We start from the raw sequence: 15,824 nt of genomic DNA, 5'->3' as shown, positions 1-15,824 counted from the left end.
CTTGTATCAATTTGAGGAGGGTTATTTTTATTGTCTAACAGGGTAACAGGCAATTAAAGCGGGTTAAAGGTCAGTAAGCGTAGAGGTGGGGAATATTGAGGGTTGGGGGATTTAAAACGACGTTAGCTATTTTTCATTTTCAGCCAATTTTTCGGAGCGTTTCTTTCTCTTTCTGGAAAGATTGTTAAATGAACTTGGTAGCACATCTACGCCTACCATCTTTCCAAGTTTGACCACCAGAGGTATGGTCAGCGGGGCGAACGGCAGCACGGCAAACACGCCCAAGCCTAATCCCTTTAACAGATCACCGAATTGCTTATTGGCCTCGGCTAGCTCTTCACGGCTGGCCTGCTTCTTTGTGTAACGTTTATAGGTGACCAACATATCTTTGGTCTCCTGTTTCTCCTGAGACAATGCATCTTTCAAAATAAGCATGTCGCGTTTTAAACGGATCCAGAATCGCTTTCTGCCTATGCGAAAAACGCGTATGGGGGCCTTGTGAATATGGGCATAAATTTTCATGGCCCGATTGTCTCATAGGCGACCCTATAGGCAAAGCCGTGCTTGATGGTTTTATTACAGTCATTTGTAACATCTTTAAGGGGAGTCCTCTGCTTAGGTTGAAAAGTGAGCCGTCTGGACGGGGGGAATGGGATTTTCTGCTAGATGTAAACTTGCTACCACAGATGTTTTGTCGACAATCTACTGGTTTATGTTTGACCAATCCATAAGGTTTGGCTATATTGTCGACAATCCAATGTAAAAGAAGTCCTAGTTAACGTATGACATTTTTCACCGAACAGCCAGTTACTGCGGCAGATAAGACCTTTATTCAGCTAAGGCAAGATATTGTTGAAGGAGAGATCCCTTCGGGGCCAAGCTGAGTGAAACAGAGTTGTCGACAAAATATACCGTCAGCCGTGCCATCATTCGTGAAGCGATCAATCGATTAGCTTCATGTCATATCGTCGAGCGTAAAGCCAACGTTGGCGCCCGAGTGGTTTCATTATCCACCGAGGGTTTGATTGAGTTATACCAGGTTCGCGAATCGCTCGAGGGTATGGCGGCAAGGTTAGCGGCAAAAAACATGAGCACCACTGAGATAGATGATCTCAACCAACTGTTAAATTCCCATTTTGATGAAGTCAAAGGCGGCGAGTCCTATTACCAGGAAGCTGGTGATGTCGATTTTCATTACCGCATCATTCTCGGTAGCAAGAATAAACACCTTATCTCCATGCTCATCAATGGCATTTATCATCTGGTGCGCATGTATCGTGTGCAACTTGGCATGGCGGGACCTAGGGTTACCACGGCATTCGATGAACATAAACATATAGTACAGGCCATTTCCAATCGTGATGAGGAGCTGGCTGAGATCTTGATGCGTCGTCACATCATGTATTCGAAGAACAATATTGAGAAGAATTTAGCCCAAAGTCGTTAATCAAGGCGGCCTCGGGCGTTTTAGGTATTATACCATTCCGCTTAAGTATCTGATCATTCAGCGGGAGTTCAAAGCGCTGTAGGCAAGGCGAATGTTTGAAGCTAATAGTTATTCTATATCGAAAACATTCAACGTAGCATAAAGGGCTTTGAAACCCGCACTGAGAGTCTCTGAACTAACCAGATACTTATATGGAATGGTATTAAGCATTAATAAAGAGAGGAAAGCATGAGCGCAGGTAAAAAGTTTCGCCAGGCATTAGCAGACAACGCCCCCTTGCAGATAGTGGGCACCATCAATGCGTACACGGCCATGATGGCAAAACAGATAGGTCATCAGGCCATCTATCTTTCCGGGGGCGGCGTAGCGAATGCTTCATACGGCTTACCCGACTTAGGCATGACCTCGCTAAATGATGTGATTGTCGATGTACAACGCATCACATCAGCCTGTGACCTGCCTTTAATGGTGGATATCGATACCGGTTGGGGTGGGGCGTTCAACATAGCTAAAACCATACGTGATATGGAGAAGGCGGGAGCGGCAGCCGTGCACATGGAAGATCAGGTTGCCCAGAAGCGCTGTGGTCATAGGCCTAATAAGGAGATTGTCTCGACTGAAGAGATGGTCGATAGAATCAAATCGGCTGTGGATGCTCGCACGGATCCCGATTTCTTCATCATGGCGCGTACCGACTCCTTCGCCCAAGAGGGATTAGCGGCTGCCATCGCGCGTGCTAAAGCCTATGTTGCCGCCGGTGCCGACGGCATCTTCGCCGAGGCGGTGAAAACAGAGGAGCATTATCGCGCCTTTAGCGAGGCATTAGATGTGCCTATCCTGGCCAATATTACCGAGTTTGGTCAGACCGAGTTATGGAATAAAGAGCAGCTGGGTGAGTGGGGTTGTGCCATGGTGCTTTATCCGCTATCGGCATTTAGGGCCATGAATAAGGCGGCTGAAATGGTCTATGAAACGATTCTAAAAGATGGCGATCAGAAGGCGGTTACCGACAAAATGCAGACTCGCATGGAACTCTATGATTATCTGGGGTACCACGCCTATGAGCAGAAGTTAGATGTGCTCTTTAGCGAAGGCAAGAACAAATAGTTTAATAATCGTTAAAAAGAGATAAGCCTGGCGAGTGTTTAGCAATAGTGACCTTGCCAGGGAGAGTGAGCGTCATAAAACCTTACATAAAGCATGATAAAAATAGATGACCCGTTATCAAAACTCTGTGAAGGAAATGCAGAGGCGAGGTCACAAAAACAAATAGAGGAAAGAGCAATGGTAGATAAAAAACTGAGTGGTGCAGGACTACGTGGTCAGAGCGCCGGTGAAACTAGCCTTTGTACCGTGGGTAAATCTGGCAGCGGCTTAACATATTGTGGCTATGATGTGTCAGATTTGGCCGATAATACCAGCTTCGAAGAGGTCGCCTACCTGCTGTTTAATGGCGAACTGCCTACGGTGGATCAACTCGAGACTTACAAGGCCGAGCTTAGTACCCTGCGTGATCTGCCTCAGGCACTTAAAGAGGTGTTGCAGCGCATACCTCAAGATGCACACCCTATGGATGTGATGCGCACCGGTTGTTCTTTCCTAGGTAACTTAGAGCCAGAGAATGACTTTTCTGAGCAAAATCGCGCCGCCAATCGTCTCCTCGCCGCATTTCCGGCCATCATGTGTTATTGGTACAAATTCTCCCATGAAGGCGTCGAGATAGATTGCGTCACCGATGAAGCCTCTATCGGCGGTCATTTCCTCCACCTTCTCAATGGTAAAGCCCCCTCTGAGCAGCATCGCCGCGTGATGGATGTGTCGCTCATCCTCTATGCGGAGCATGAGTTTAATGCTTCGACCTTTACCGCTCGTGTCTGTGCATCGACCCTGTCTGACATGTTCTCTTGTATTACTGGAGCCATAGGCACCTTGCGCGGTCCACTGCATGGCGGCGCGAATGAGGCGGCAATGGACATGATCCAGAGTTTTAGCTCTCCTGCCGATGCCAAGGTGCAGATGGCGGGCATGCTTGAGCGTAAAGAGAAGATCATGGGTTTTGGTCATGCTATTTATCGCACGTCAGATCCACGCAACGTGATCATCAAGGCCTGGTCTGAGAAGCTAGCGCAGGAGAATGGTGATACCAGCCTTTACGATATCTCCGTCGCCTGTGAAGAGTTTATGTGGGACAGCAAGAAGCTGTTTTGTAATGCGGATTTTTTCCATGCATCGGCTTATCACTTCATGGGTATTCCTACTAAATTGTTTACCCCAATCTTTGTCTGTTCACGCTTAACTGGCTGGGCGGCTCATGTGATGGAGCAACGCACCAATAACCGCATCATTCGCCCGAGCGCCGATTACACCGGCAGCGAGCCACGTAAAGTGACGCCAATCGAAACAAGATAAGCGCCAGAAGCTAGGTCCGAGTTCCTAGGTTCTAGGAACTCGGACCTAGCTTCCCGCTAATTGAGTAAATAAAGATGAATACCCAATACCGTAAATCTCTACCCAGCAGTAAACTCGATTACTTCGATACAGAGGCTGCCGTTGATGCTATCAGCCCGGGTGCATACCGCAAGCTGCCTTATTGCTCTCGTGTTTACGCCGAGAATCTGGTTCGTCGCTGCGAGCCTGCTAAGCTGACCGACTCACTCAAACAGATTATCGAGCGTAAGCAAGATCTGGATTTTCCCTGGTATCCGGCCCGTGTGGTGTGCCACGATATTCTTGGCCAGACGGCGCTAGTCGATCTGGCTGGTCTGCGTGATGCCATTGCCGCCAAGGGCGGCGACCCGTCTAAAGTCAATCCCGTGGTGCCGACTCAGCTGATTGTCGACCATTCCTTAGCGGTGGAGCACGCCGGATTTGAGAAAGATGCCTTCGAGAAGAACCGCGCCATCGAAGACAGGCGCAACGATGACAGATTCCACTTTATCAACTGGACTAAAACGGCATTTAAAAATATAGATGTTATTCAGCCCGGTAACGGCATCATGCATCAGATCAACCTAGAAAAGATGTCTCCCGTTATCCAGTCCCGCGATGGGGTGGCATTTCCCGATACCTTAGTCGGCACCGACAGTCACACGCCACATGTAGATGCCCTTGGGGTTATCGCCATAGGCGTGGGCGGCTTAGAAGCTGAAAGTGTCATGCTGGGACGTCCTTCTTACATGCGTGTGCCAGATATTGTCGGAGTCGAGCTGGTGGGTAAACGTCAGAGTGGGATCACCGCGACGGATATCGTGCTGGCGATAACTGAGTTCTTGCGTGGTGAAAAAGTCGTATCGACCTATTTAGAGTTCTATGGCGAAGGCGCCAGGGCGCTGACATTGGGCGATCGCGCCACGATTTCTAACATGACCCCGGAATTTGGCGCCACTGCCGCCATGTTCTATATCGACGAGATGACCATAGATTATCTTAAGCTGACAGGCAGGGATGATAGCCAGGTAAAACTGGTCGAAAACTATGCCAAACATGCTGGTTTGTGGGCCGACACGCTAAAAGATGCCGAGTATGAGCGAGTACTGCATTTTGACTTGTCATCGGTTGGCCGTAACATCGCCGGACCTTCTAATCCCCACCGCCGTGTGTCGACAAGTGATCTTGCCAAGAAGGGGATCAGTGGTCATTTCGATATGAGTCAAGATGCCGATGGCAAAGACTTGATGCCAGATGGTGCCTGTATTATCGCCGCCATCACCAGCTGTACTAACACGTCAAACCCCCGCAATGTTATTGCAGCTGGCCTTATCGCCCGTAATGCCAATGCCAAAGGCTTGACCCGTAAGCCTTGGGTGAAAACCTCGCTGGCACCAGGCTCCAAAGCCGTGCAGTTGTACCTTGAAGATGCCAAGTTGTTGTCAGAGTTGGAGCAATTGGGTTTCGGTATCGTAGGTTTCGCCTGTACCACCTGTAACGGCATGAGCGGCGCGTTAGATCCTGTGATTCAAAAAGAAGTGATCGACAGAGATTTGTACACTACGGCGGTGCTTTCGGGCAATCGAAATTTCGATGGTCGTATCCATCCCTATGCCAAACAAGCCTTCTTAGCGTCACCTCCTCTGGTTGTCGCCTACGCCATTGCCGGTACCATTCGCTTCGATATCGAAAAAGATGTGCTCGGCAAAGATAGTCAGGGCAATGATGTGACCTTGAAAGATATCTGGCCCAGTGATGAAGAGATAGATAAGGTCATTGCTCAAAGTGTTAAACCTGAGCAGTTCCGTAAGGTCTATGAGCCTATGTTCGATATTAAAGTCGAGTACGGCAGTGACAACGATCCGCTATATGATTGGCGTCCACAGAGTACTTATATCCGCAGACCTCCTTATTGGGAAGGCGCACTCGCGGGCGAGCGTACCATGAAGGGCATGCGTCCTCTGGCTGTGCTTGGTGACAACATCACTACCGATCATCTGTCTCCCTCGAACGCCATCATGCTCGAAAGCGCCGCCGGAGCTTATCTGGATAAGATGGGGCTACCGGAAGTTGACTTTAACTCCTATGCGACCCATAGGGGCGATCATTTAACGACCCAACGCGCTACTTTTGCTAACCCTAAGCTGTTTAATGAGATGGTGACTCAGCTGGGTAAAAATGGCAAAGCAGAGGTTAAGCAAGGCTCACTTACGCGTATTGAACCCGAAGGGATTGAGTCTCGCATGTGGGAAGCTATCGAGACCTATATGGCGCGTAAGCAGCCTTTGATCATTATTGCCGGAGCCGACTATGGCCAAGGTTCGAGTCGTGATTGGGCCGCCAAAGGTGTACGTCTTGCCGGCGTCGAAGTGATTGTCGCCGAAGGTTTTGAGCGTATTCATCGCACTAACTTGGTGGGCATGGGGGTATTACCCGTGGAGTTTACCGGTGGAAATAACCGTCACTCCTACGGTATCGACGGCAGCGAAATCTACGATGTGATTGGCGAGCGCACGCCTGGAGCGGTATTGACGCTAATCATCACAGGTAAAAATGGTGAGCAAGTTGAAGTCCCAGTGAAGTGCCGCCTAGATACTGCAGAGGAAGTGACAATCTATGAAGCAGGTGGGATCCTACAGCGCTTCGCCCAAGATTTTCTTGACTCAAATGTGAATTAACATAGTGAATTGTAAGCGGGGTTGATAAAGGCTTTGCGATGACATCTGACCTATATGGATGTAGGGAATGCCGAAAAATGTATGGAACATTTTTGGCCATGTCATCAAAACTCATCTTTGTAACGATATAAAGCCCTAGTCACTGTGCTCTGGCTTTATCTCACCTGTTTCCAATAAGAACCAATTAGCATTGCAATGGTAGAATTTATGACAAGTAACAAAGTACATTTACCACAAATAAAAGTGCCAGCAACCTATATGCGTGGCGGCACCAGTAAGGGCGTGTTCTTCTCGCTAACTGATTTGCCACAGGTGGCGCAGGTAGCTGGGGCGGCCCGTGATGCACTGCTTCTACGTGTTATCGGCAGCCCAGATCCTTACGGTAAACAGACTGATGGCATGGGAGGTGCAACCTCAAGCACCAGCAAAACGGTCATATTATCGAAAAGCACTCAGGCCGATCACGATGTGGATTATCTATTCGGCCAAGTGGCGATTGATAAGGCCTTTGTCGATTGGAGTGGCAACTGCGGAAATTTGTCCGCCGCTGTCGGCGCTTTCGCCATTCATGCAGGCCTTGTTGATGCCAGCCGTATTCCGGAAAACGGTATAGCCGTAATACGAATTTGGCAGACTAATATCAGTAAGACCATTATTGCCCATGTGCCTATCATCAATGGTGAAGTGCAGGAAACGGGTGATTTTGAACTCGATGGTGTGACCTTCCCGGCCGCTGAAATAGGTGTCGATTTTATTGACCCTGCAGATAAGCCCAAAGAAGGGGAGCCTGGCATGTTTCCAACGGGTAATCTAGTCGATGAGATAAGCTTACCTGCTGGTGTTTTTAATAACAGCCCTGAGCTCGATAACAGTCCTGAGCCTAGAAACAGCCTTGAGCCAAAAAAAATAGCTGCCACCATGATCAATGCCGGTATTCCGACCATCTTCGTCAATGCTGAGGATATCGGCTATCGCGGTGATGAGTTGCAAGAAGCAATAAACGGTGATGTTAAAGCTCTGGAGATGTTTGAATCGCTGCGCGCCATAGGTGCAGTCAAAATGGGCCTAATCGCCCATGTTGATGAGGCGCAATCTCGTCAACATACACCCAAGATTGCCTTTGTCTCGCCAGCAAGCAGTTATACCTCATCCAGTGGTAAGCTGGTTGAGTACTCGCACATAGATTTCAATGTACGGGCCCTCTCCATGGGCAAACTGCATCACGCCATGATGGGCACCGCTGCAGTTGCCATAGGCACGGCAGCTGTCATCCCCGGCACCTTAGTAAACCTAGCTGCGAACTCTGGCACTCTTATTAAAACAGAAAGCCAAGCGGACTCAGTATGTTTTGGTCACCCTTCGGGTACATTGAAAGTGGGTGCAGCAGCAGAACAAGTCGATGGTCAATGGACAGTCACTAAGGTATCCATGAGCCGCAGTGCCAGAATATTGATGGAAGGCTGGGTTCGAGTACCAGATGAGAGTTAGCTATTGATGAAGCTTGATTATATTTTTTGTTGATTATCAGTCATTCCCGAATGCTTTTGAGCGGGAATTTACCTTTGATATAGGAGCGGCTTTAGCCGCGAAATTGCAATCCTCATACTCCAACAAAAACCACCTAACGGCCCTGATGCTACATTTCTGGCTATATTTTCACAGTTCTTCTAATGAGTAACCGATTGCCAATAACCGATGTTGCTCTGTTATCTAGCCTGTTCCTCGCCACTCTTAATTCAGGTGTCACTTTTCTTCTAGTCGGTCTAAGTAAGCTGTAGTAGAGGAGGGGCTCACGGTGTAAGGATCGTCGCCAACCCCGAGAAAGCCGTTAGTCTGCTTGGAAAATTAATTATTCTACAGGTTTTGCTACCTCCAATGTTGACCAACATAAATGACTTTCTCGCCATGACGGAATCTCCAGTGAACTGAACCTGAATGCTTGCTGAACACGCCTTAGATTCCCGTTGAATTCATTAGCGTTCTAGGTTGAGTTGCATTAGTCTGCGCGCACTAACGAAACAGATGTTACATCTGTAATTATTTTGGGGTATTTTGTGAACAAACTTTCTATTGTGGCAGCATCATTATTAACTATTTTTGCATCGAGTCATGTGGCGGCAGCCAACGATAACACCGGCTTCTATGTCGGTGGCAGTTTAGGTCAACTTAAAATAAAGGCTAAAGGTAGTGAAACTGGTGTAGGCTTGGGGGCATACGGCGGTTATAACTTTAACGAGTGGTTTGGTTTAGAAGCGAACTTGTTCGTCTCAGGCGATCTGGGTGACAGTAATGAAGACATCGGTGCCGGTACTTTCGCATTGACCCCTAAATTCACCTACCAGATTAATGATACATTTGCAGTATATGGTAAAGTCGGTATTGCTTCTATGGCCGTTGTTTCAAGGCCCGATAACTCAAGAAATGAAGATTTTACTGGCTTCGGCTGGGCCTATGGCGTGGGGGTTAATGCCTCTGTGACTGAGAATCTGAACATTCGTCTTGGCTATGATGTTGTGACCGGTGAGTTGGACTCAGAGTATTCTAACAGCTTTCAAAATGTCGATACCGATATTTCTAACTTCGCGTTAGGTATGCATTACCAGTTCTAATCACATCCCTGTATAGGGTGAGTAGACATGAAAAAGGGATATCTGAGATATCCCTTTTTTCGTTTAAACATGTTAATTAAGTGGAGTCAGGCTCTACCCATCACCCAAGATTGTCAGATGAAGATCACTTTTACTAAGCTTAAGTGAGGGCCGTTGAGGGGGATTAGTTATGCCAACATCACGCTATTGCCCTTTGTCGGCAACGAGCATAAAACAATGCCTAAAGGACTCATGTTCAATACTAAAGATTATCTGCAACTTGTTGATGATACTGGGCGAATAGTCAGAGCCGACAAGCGAGGCTCTATGAGTGAAGAGTCGGCTAATTTAATTAAAACTCTTTAAACGGGTCGAACCACAGGGATTTATCATCCACGGGTACCGTTTCTGGCAAAAAAACATTTTGAATCCGTAAAACCCTGCGCTTACTCATGTTTGCTTTCTTAATCGAGACACTATGATGGCGCAAAAAAACTTTATCAAAAGTACCGTCAGAAATTATTTTTTTTAGACCTGTTTCTATGCGATCAGCCAATACCCAGTCTTTTTTGTTGGTAAAGAAATAATAGGGCCACAGGTAGACAATTAGTAGATTCTCTTCAATAGCTAAACTAGGCGCTTTAACTGCCCGCTCTCGATACTCATCAAAGACCTCATTAATACCCCTGGGGAAAAGATCAAAGCGATTTTGTACCACCATCTTAAACAGAGAGTCGTAGTCAGCCTCTTTCACCTTGATGCCGTTAGATTCATAAATGGCCGAATCTCCCCAGCCATGCCCCTGACCTATGGTAAGCCCTCTTAAGTCATTCAGTGTTTTTACCCGATCAATGTTGTCCTGATTGTTTTTATTGATTAAGGATATTCGATAACCGAGCAACCCCTTACGCAGTGGAATACGAATAGGCAATAAACTTTCCTCTAGCGCTGTAGAAGTAGAGGACCACATAATGTTTAATCTTTCACCTTTACTCAATTCAACACGCTGGCGTTTTTCATTCATAAAATCGCCTGAAGCTTGCAGCTTATAAGCACCATGTGTTTCCTTAGTAACCTCAAGAGAAAGTGTGAGTAGTTCAATAAGGTCATTACTACGAACATCTTGTGCTGATCGCGCCTTAGGGTAGGTAACCACAACTTCTGCATGTAATGCACTTGAGAGAATAATGAGTAAGAATAGAGTATTTATACGCACGATCATGAAGTAACCTAGATTTACAACAATGCTCTCAGTTTAGTTTATCAAAGGCGCTTCAACATTCAAGAACCACTCCATGCTTACTCCGTTACCAAGGGGTAAATATTAAAAGCATCATAATAGAACGAATATGGCGTCAATTACCATTGAGACATGAATGTTGTTACAAACCAACGTACTGAAACCGGCCGAGCTACAGCTGGTATGAACGAAATGAGCGTACAACCGAGTGAGGTCTATCTAGCGCTGAACCAGTAGCTTTGTAAGATTTTGTTCAAGAAACAAGTAAGATACTCAGGATTGACTGATGAAGATCCCCCGACTAAGCATAAGTGGGTGGATTGATACATCGTTAAATTTATCTGGCAGTGATTGGCATCGACCTTAGAATAAGAATGGCTGTCTGGTTATATTTGGTAAAAGAAGATAAAAGTGAAAAGGGTGAATCTTTAATTTTTGAAACAGGGTTCCTGCGAACCCTGTTTTTAATGTGATTTTTGTATATCTATATAGTTAACTTCACTGTCAATCAGACAGAATGAAGTGCCTCTTACATAACGAAGTGGAGCCTAAGGATTGACTGGGACACTGTTAGTATCTAATGGGTTTGAACCACCAAGATATTCTTCAAGTGCGGTATAACTGTCTTGATCTATATCGGATGCAGCATCTACAGCATCATTATCAGATAGGTTATGGAATCTTTCAAACCAAGCCGGCAATCCGTCCTGATCAATGTCATTTTGATTGGCAAAATTAGGCGTCAATATAAGCGAAACTCGCTTACTGGGTTTGGTGAAATCAGCATTGTAAAGCTCAATTTTAGCTCTTAATGAGGTGTTGAAAACCGGCACATTAGGGGTAGTTGGATTCCATTGCTGACTGCGGCGACAATCAATAACCTTAAAAGGCCGTGTATTGTTACCATTAAATAGAGATATTTTACATGACACACTCAATAAATCTCCATAAGAAATAGCAACGAAAGCGGCTAATCGATCATAATCTACAGGTCGTTTAAACGTATTCCAAAGCACCTTTCTTTGGCCTTTATTTAGAAGGAAGGAGCTTCTATAAGTGTCGGTAATAATGGGGTTACTATTTTCCGTAACTTGGAGAGATTCAGCTGTAATTAACCTATCTGGCCCTTGATTCGCATGAGTTGGTAAAGATAATAAACCTGCAGAAAATATGACGCTGGCGATGATAGAACGAGGTAAGGTTTTTTTTTGCATAATAATGTAAGGCGTTACTACTCCCTATATAAAGGGATAATGTACTGCCATCCTTGGTAGTGAGTGTAACTCATGCTTTGTTGCATAATATTACTTAAAGTTGGTTAGTGGTGCATTTGATTAGAATTAAAATAACCGAATGACAATATATAATATTTTCAGACGTTTGACTTGGAAGGTAAAAGACCACCAAGCTAATATCAAGAAAATTTACAATTGAATGTTCAATTCATTGTGATTTTGTTGTCTCTATCCTCACTGGATGTGTTAATCATCAATATTGTTTTTCACTGCTCATTGAGGGCTTACCATTAACCTGAAGCTCGTTTCGACTTGGCCATTTATAACCCAGTAAGTTGTAGGCAGGTTGAAACTATTGTAGCTTTGGTACCCATGTTTAGGTTCGCTAACTTGGAAGATTCGAGAGTATGAGTGCCAGTATCGAAGTTGAGAAAATTGGTCAGATTGCCATAGCTAGTACTGATTTAGATAAGTCGGTGCAATTTTATCGTGAAACCCTCGGATTAGAACTATTGTTCGAAGTACCTCCAGGATTAGCGTTTTTTAATTGTGGGGGAACTCGGCTAATGTTGACGACTCTTCAAGGAAAAGAGGAAGATCATAAGACCTCAGTGATCTATTACAAAGTCAATGATATTCATGCTTCAACTGAGCAACTAAAAGATAAAGGTGTTGAGTTTGAGAGAGAGCCTCAAATGGCCGCCAAGATGGAAGATCATGATCTATGGATCGGTTTCTTACGAGATCCAGATAATAACTTAATAGGTTTAATGGCTGAAATACCATTTTCATGATTTGGTTAACAAGGACTAAGTCATTAATGCACATTAGGGAGCACCCACCCACTCGATCAGTTCCACAAAAATATCACGATAAACTCATGGCCGAGATCACTGCGGATAATGGAAATATCTTAAACATTCCCTTGGTGGATATGCAATTAAATCAGACGCACCATTGTAAATCTCGTTAGAAATAGGCTTTTAAAATTAGCTTAGCAAGTCTTGTTTTAATTTAATAATTTATCCGCCTAAAAGCCTAGTTTCACAGCTTTACAGTCTTCGAATAAGCTTTTTTTAGTCAATTAGCTAATAGGCTAGTCGCCTGTTGATATCTTGAAACAGACTCGGTACGTTATCGATTAACAATGAGTGACTAAATTAAAAAACCGAGTCTTAGTTTCAATAATATCTATGGAGTCACTATTGAGCCTATTTCATGAGTATAAAAAACAGCAGGAGTGGAGAGATTGGGCGCGCTTTGTTGAGATTATTCCGCTAACTGCTAGCGACACTATTGTTGATCTTGGCTGTTCGGTCGGTGGTGTTTCGCGGATACTTTCTAGACAAGTTAAACATGTGGTTGGGGTCGATATAAATGATGAGTTTATTACCTTCTGTGATTCCAGAAAAAGCAGTAACGAAACCTTTGTATTGAGTGACTTTCAGAGTGTCAACTTTGCCTCCTTTGGCGAGGTGAGCGGCATCTGGGCAAGCTACTCTTTATCTTATTTAAGTGATCCAATCAGTTATTTAACGTCATTATATTCGGTGTTAAACGAAGGAGGCTGGATTGCCTTGTTAGATGTGTCGTGCTTTATCTCAGGTAATCTGGCCAAAGAAAGTAAGTATTACACCAGAGTGCTGGCGTTTGAAATTGCGTCATATGGCTCTGGTTTATATGATTTTGACTTCGGCGGTAAGATGCAAGGTATGTTGCAACAGGCAGGATTTGATATCGTTCATGTCGATAGTGATGTATCTGATCCTGAACTTAATTTTTCTGGTGCTGCGTCAGCAGACATTATAGCAGCCTGGTCAGCAAGGCTTGGCAGAATGAAAAAGCTAAGGGAGCTTTTAGGTGAAGAGTACACCGAATTTTGTGATGAATTACTCGCTAATCTTAGTGCTGATACTCACGATAAACGCGGCAATGTCAGGTTTGTAGTGGCTAAAAAGTAAAATAGACCTCACCATTAATCATCAATCCTGGTTTAAGTTTGAGGGGCTGCAATGCCTGTTTAGCCAAGCTAAATGAGCTTAAACAGGTTTGAAAGTTGGGCCGATACCTAGGTGGTCATTCTCTTGCGGAAATTAAAAATATGAATAGAATTTTGATACTCGTTATCGTCACCTATGTTGGATTAGGAGTGATGCTCTATCTGATGCAACGTAGCTTTATCTATTTTCCAACAGGAGCAGTAGAGCACAGGTTCGGTGACATGACATTTGAAAATGATGGTGCATCGACGACTAGTATCGTATTAAACAAGGGTCAGGATAAGGCGATTATCTATTTTGGTGGTAACGCCGAAAATGTTGCTTTTACAGCACCGGAATTTGAACAAGCATTTGAACCAACATTATTAGAGCCAGAGTTATCAGAACTAGAGTCGTCGCCTTATTCGGTATATTTGGTCAATTATCGAGGTTATGGTGGCAGTGAGGGCTCACCTAGCGAAGCTGCATTATTGTCTGATGCCTTGGCGCTGTATGATCGCCTGGTCTTGACCCATGAGAGTGTATTTGTTATCGGTCGGAGCTTAGGTAGCGGTGTCGCAACTTATATCGCATCGGAGCGTCCGCTGAAGAAGTTAGTCTTGGTGACCCCGTTTGACAGCATTCAAAGCATTGCCCAAAAACAATTTCCATTTTACCCCATGTCCATATTACTCAAAGACAAGTTCAATTCGGTAGAGCGCGCCGGGAGTATCTACTCTGATACCCTGATTTTAGTGGCAGAGGATGATAAGGTCGTTCGTCGAATACACACAGACAAGCTAATAGAGTCATTGGTTAACCGCGCTCCTGAGGTGGTCCTTATCGAAGGTGCCGGGCACAATGACATTTCCCAGTATTCTGCATACTATCAGTCAATATCAGTATTTCTTAACTCCCATTAATGAGCCATAACGGCTTCATTATTAAGTTTGCTGTTTAATCCCGTCTATGGAAAGGACACACATGTTATTTGAACCATCTCGTCACGAATTACTTACCGAAACTCTATGGGAACAAGATCGTGTGCAGTCAGAAATTACATCCATAATTGATGATATTGAACAGTCGGTTTTACCTAATGCCAGTTGGCCGACGCATCCCCTCGACGCCGAGAGTTATTCTAATTCCGGGCCTAAATGGTCAGCATACGCAGGAGCGGCGGGATGCATTCATGCCCTACAGATCCTGAAATGCTATGGCTATCAAGTTACTGACTTGTCCCACTTACTGCCTGAAGTTCATCGAGCCTTCTTGAAAGCCCCTGATGTGTCAGTAGAGCCTGGTTTACAACTTGGAGAGATAGGCATAATTATGCCTGGGGTGTTAGCGCAGCCAGACAACTTGGCGTTATCAGACAAGCTTCTACTGTGCATGGAAGCAACGTTAGCGCTGCCTCTGTATGAGATAACATCTGGACAGAGTGGCATGATGCACGCTGCATTGGCTCTTTATCGTAAAACCGGCGACGTTCGTTGGAAGAATGTATACGTTAAAGGCGCCAAGTCACTCATGGATAATTGGAGACAAAACACTGAAACCCGAGAGTGGCTTTGGGAGAGTCAGGTCTTCGGCCCTAAAAGGCACTATTATGGTGCCTGTCATGGCATCACAGGTAATGCCAATATTCTCTTGCAAGGCGTAGATCTGCTCCCGGATGACTTGACTGAATTGATCATAGAACGCACGGCAACCACGCTAACTATCTCGGCTAAAAGAGAAGGATCGGCGAGAAAAGAAGCGGAGCTAGCCAACTGGATCCTGTGCAGTAAACCTAATATTGAAAAGCTGCTGGTGCAATGGTGCCACGGAGCGGCGGGGATTGTCACCGCTATGGCGAGAACGCCTCAAATCGATTCACTTCATGCTAAGCAAGTCGACGAATTACTCGCGCAGACTGGTGAGCTGGTATGGCAAGCCGGCCCTCTGGTGAAGGGCGCTAATATCTGCCACGGCACATCGGGTAATGGTTATGCCTTTCTATATTTATATCTAAGGTGGGGAGATCCTGTTTGGCTAGACAGGGCAAGAAAGTTTGCCATGCACGCTATTGAGCAGTGCCAATCTGCCCGCTCACAATATGGCCAAGGTCGATATTCGCTATGGACGGGGGATGCCGGTCTCGCAATTTACTTACATCACTGTATTCACCCAGAAGCCGCCGCCATACCTGGCTTAGACTTGTTTTAATGCATTTCCAGCGAGACCGAAC

13 protein-coding genes and 1 pseudogene are annotated in these 15,824 nt (G+C 45.4%); 11 read left to right on the top strand and 3 right to left on the bottom strand.

Translation table 11 applies throughout. From position 1 onward, the window contains the following. Window positions 1–126: 126 nt before the first annotated feature. A complete protein-coding gene (locus FM037_RS19700; protein ID WP_144047394.1) occupies window positions 127–522 on the bottom strand; it encodes an LETM1 domain-containing protein in 396 nt (131 codons plus the stop codon). 260 nt (window positions 523–782) lie between these two features. Between FM037_RS19700 and FM037_RS19695 the strand changes: the two are divergent. The 7 genes and pseudogenes from FM037_RS19695 (at window position 783) to FM037_RS19665 (ending at window position 9,506) form a co-directional block, all read left to right on the top strand. Then, window positions 783–1,447, top strand: a pseudogene (locus tag FM037_RS19695) (GntR family transcriptional regulator). A gap of 228 nt (window positions 1,448–1,675) precedes the next feature. Further along, window positions 1,676–2,554: a methylisocitrate lyase gene (prpB, locus tag FM037_RS19690; RefSeq protein WP_144047393.1), complete on the top strand. Its 879-nt coding sequence runs from the start codon at window positions 1,676–1,678 to the stop codon at window positions 2,552–2,554. Between the two features lie 177 nt (window positions 2,555–2,731). After that, window positions 2,732–3,856: a bifunctional 2-methylcitrate synthase/citrate synthase gene (gene prpC, locus FM037_RS19685; protein ID WP_144047392.1), complete on the top strand. Its 1,125-nt coding sequence runs from the start codon at window positions 2,732–2,734 to the stop codon at window positions 3,854–3,856. Window positions 3,857–3,930: 74 nt separating this feature from the next. Beyond that, complete coding sequence (acnD, locus tag FM037_RS19680) at window positions 3,931–6,552, top strand: Fe/S-dependent 2-methylisocitrate dehydratase AcnD (RefSeq protein WP_144047391.1); 2,622 nt, start codon at window positions 3,931–3,933, stop codon at window positions 6,550–6,552. A 207-nt stretch (window positions 6,553–6,759) separates the two neighbouring features. Beyond that, window positions 6,760–8,040 (top strand): PrpF domain-containing protein, encoded by a 1,281-nt coding sequence (locus FM037_RS19675; RefSeq protein WP_144047390.1) that lies wholly within the window; start codon window positions 6,760–6,762, stop codon window positions 8,038–8,040. Between the two features lie 566 nt (window positions 8,041–8,606). Continuing rightward, entirely contained in the window at window positions 8,607–9,161 is a 555-nt protein-coding gene (locus FM037_RS19670; protein ID WP_144047389.1) for a porin family protein, read from the top strand. Between the two features lie 153 nt (window positions 9,162–9,314). Further along, window positions 9,315–9,506 carry a hypothetical protein gene (locus FM037_RS19665; RefSeq protein WP_144047388.1) on the top strand — a complete coding sequence of 64 codons (192 nt, stop codon included), beginning with the start codon at window positions 9,315–9,317 and terminating at the stop codon, window positions 9,504–9,506. Here the strand turns inward: FM037_RS19665 and FM037_RS19660 are convergent. Both FM037_RS19660 and FM037_RS19655 read right to left on the bottom strand, forming a co-directional pair. Then, window positions 9,493–10,362 (bottom strand): type 2 periplasmic-binding domain-containing protein, encoded by an 870-nt coding sequence (locus FM037_RS19660; RefSeq protein WP_144047387.1) that lies wholly within the window; start codon window positions 10,360–10,362, stop codon window positions 9,493–9,495. The two genes, FM037_RS19665 and FM037_RS19660, sit on opposite strands and share 14 nt — an antisense overlap. Before the next feature lie 566 nt (window positions 10,363–10,928). After that, window positions 10,929–11,594, bottom strand: coding sequence for a hypothetical protein (locus FM037_RS19655; protein WP_144047386.1), 666 nt, complete (start codon window positions 11,592–11,594; stop codon window positions 10,929–10,931). A gap of 428 nt (window positions 11,595–12,022) precedes the next feature. Between FM037_RS19655 and FM037_RS19650 the strand changes: the two genes are divergently transcribed. The 4 genes from FM037_RS19650 (at window position 12,023) to FM037_RS19635 (ending at window position 15,802) form a co-directional block, all read left to right on the top strand. Next, the gene (locus FM037_RS19650) at window positions 12,023–12,409 is read left to right on the top strand and encodes a VOC family protein (RefSeq protein WP_144047385.1); all 387 of its coding nucleotides are present in this window, start codon (window positions 12,023–12,025) and stop codon (window positions 12,407–12,409) included. A gap of 399 nt (window positions 12,410–12,808) precedes the next feature. Further along, window positions 12,809–13,576 carry a class I SAM-dependent methyltransferase gene (locus FM037_RS19645; protein ID WP_227992543.1) on the top strand — a complete coding sequence of 256 codons (768 nt, stop codon included), beginning with the start codon at window positions 12,809–12,811 and terminating at the stop codon, window positions 13,574–13,576. Window positions 13,577–13,716: 140 nt separating this feature from the next. Next, window positions 13,717–14,517, top strand: coding sequence for an alpha/beta hydrolase (locus FM037_RS19640; protein WP_227992505.1), 801 nt, complete (start codon window positions 13,717–13,719; stop codon window positions 14,515–14,517). Between the two features lie 61 nt (window positions 14,518–14,578). Continuing rightward, window positions 14,579–15,802 carry a lanthionine synthetase C family protein gene (locus tag FM037_RS19635; RefSeq protein WP_185976864.1) on the top strand — a complete coding sequence of 408 codons (1,224 nt, stop codon included), beginning with the start codon at window positions 14,579–14,581 and terminating at the stop codon, window positions 15,800–15,802. Window positions 15,803–15,824 lie beyond the last annotated feature (22 nt).

It is taken from the genome of Shewanella psychropiezotolerans (assembly GCF_007197555.1).
GTDB lineage: Bacteria > Pseudomonadota > Gammaproteobacteria > Enterobacterales > Shewanellaceae > Shewanella > Shewanella psychropiezotolerans.
Note: the sequence above shows the minus strand (reverse complement) of the source record. Positions and strands in the feature narration are given on the sequence as shown.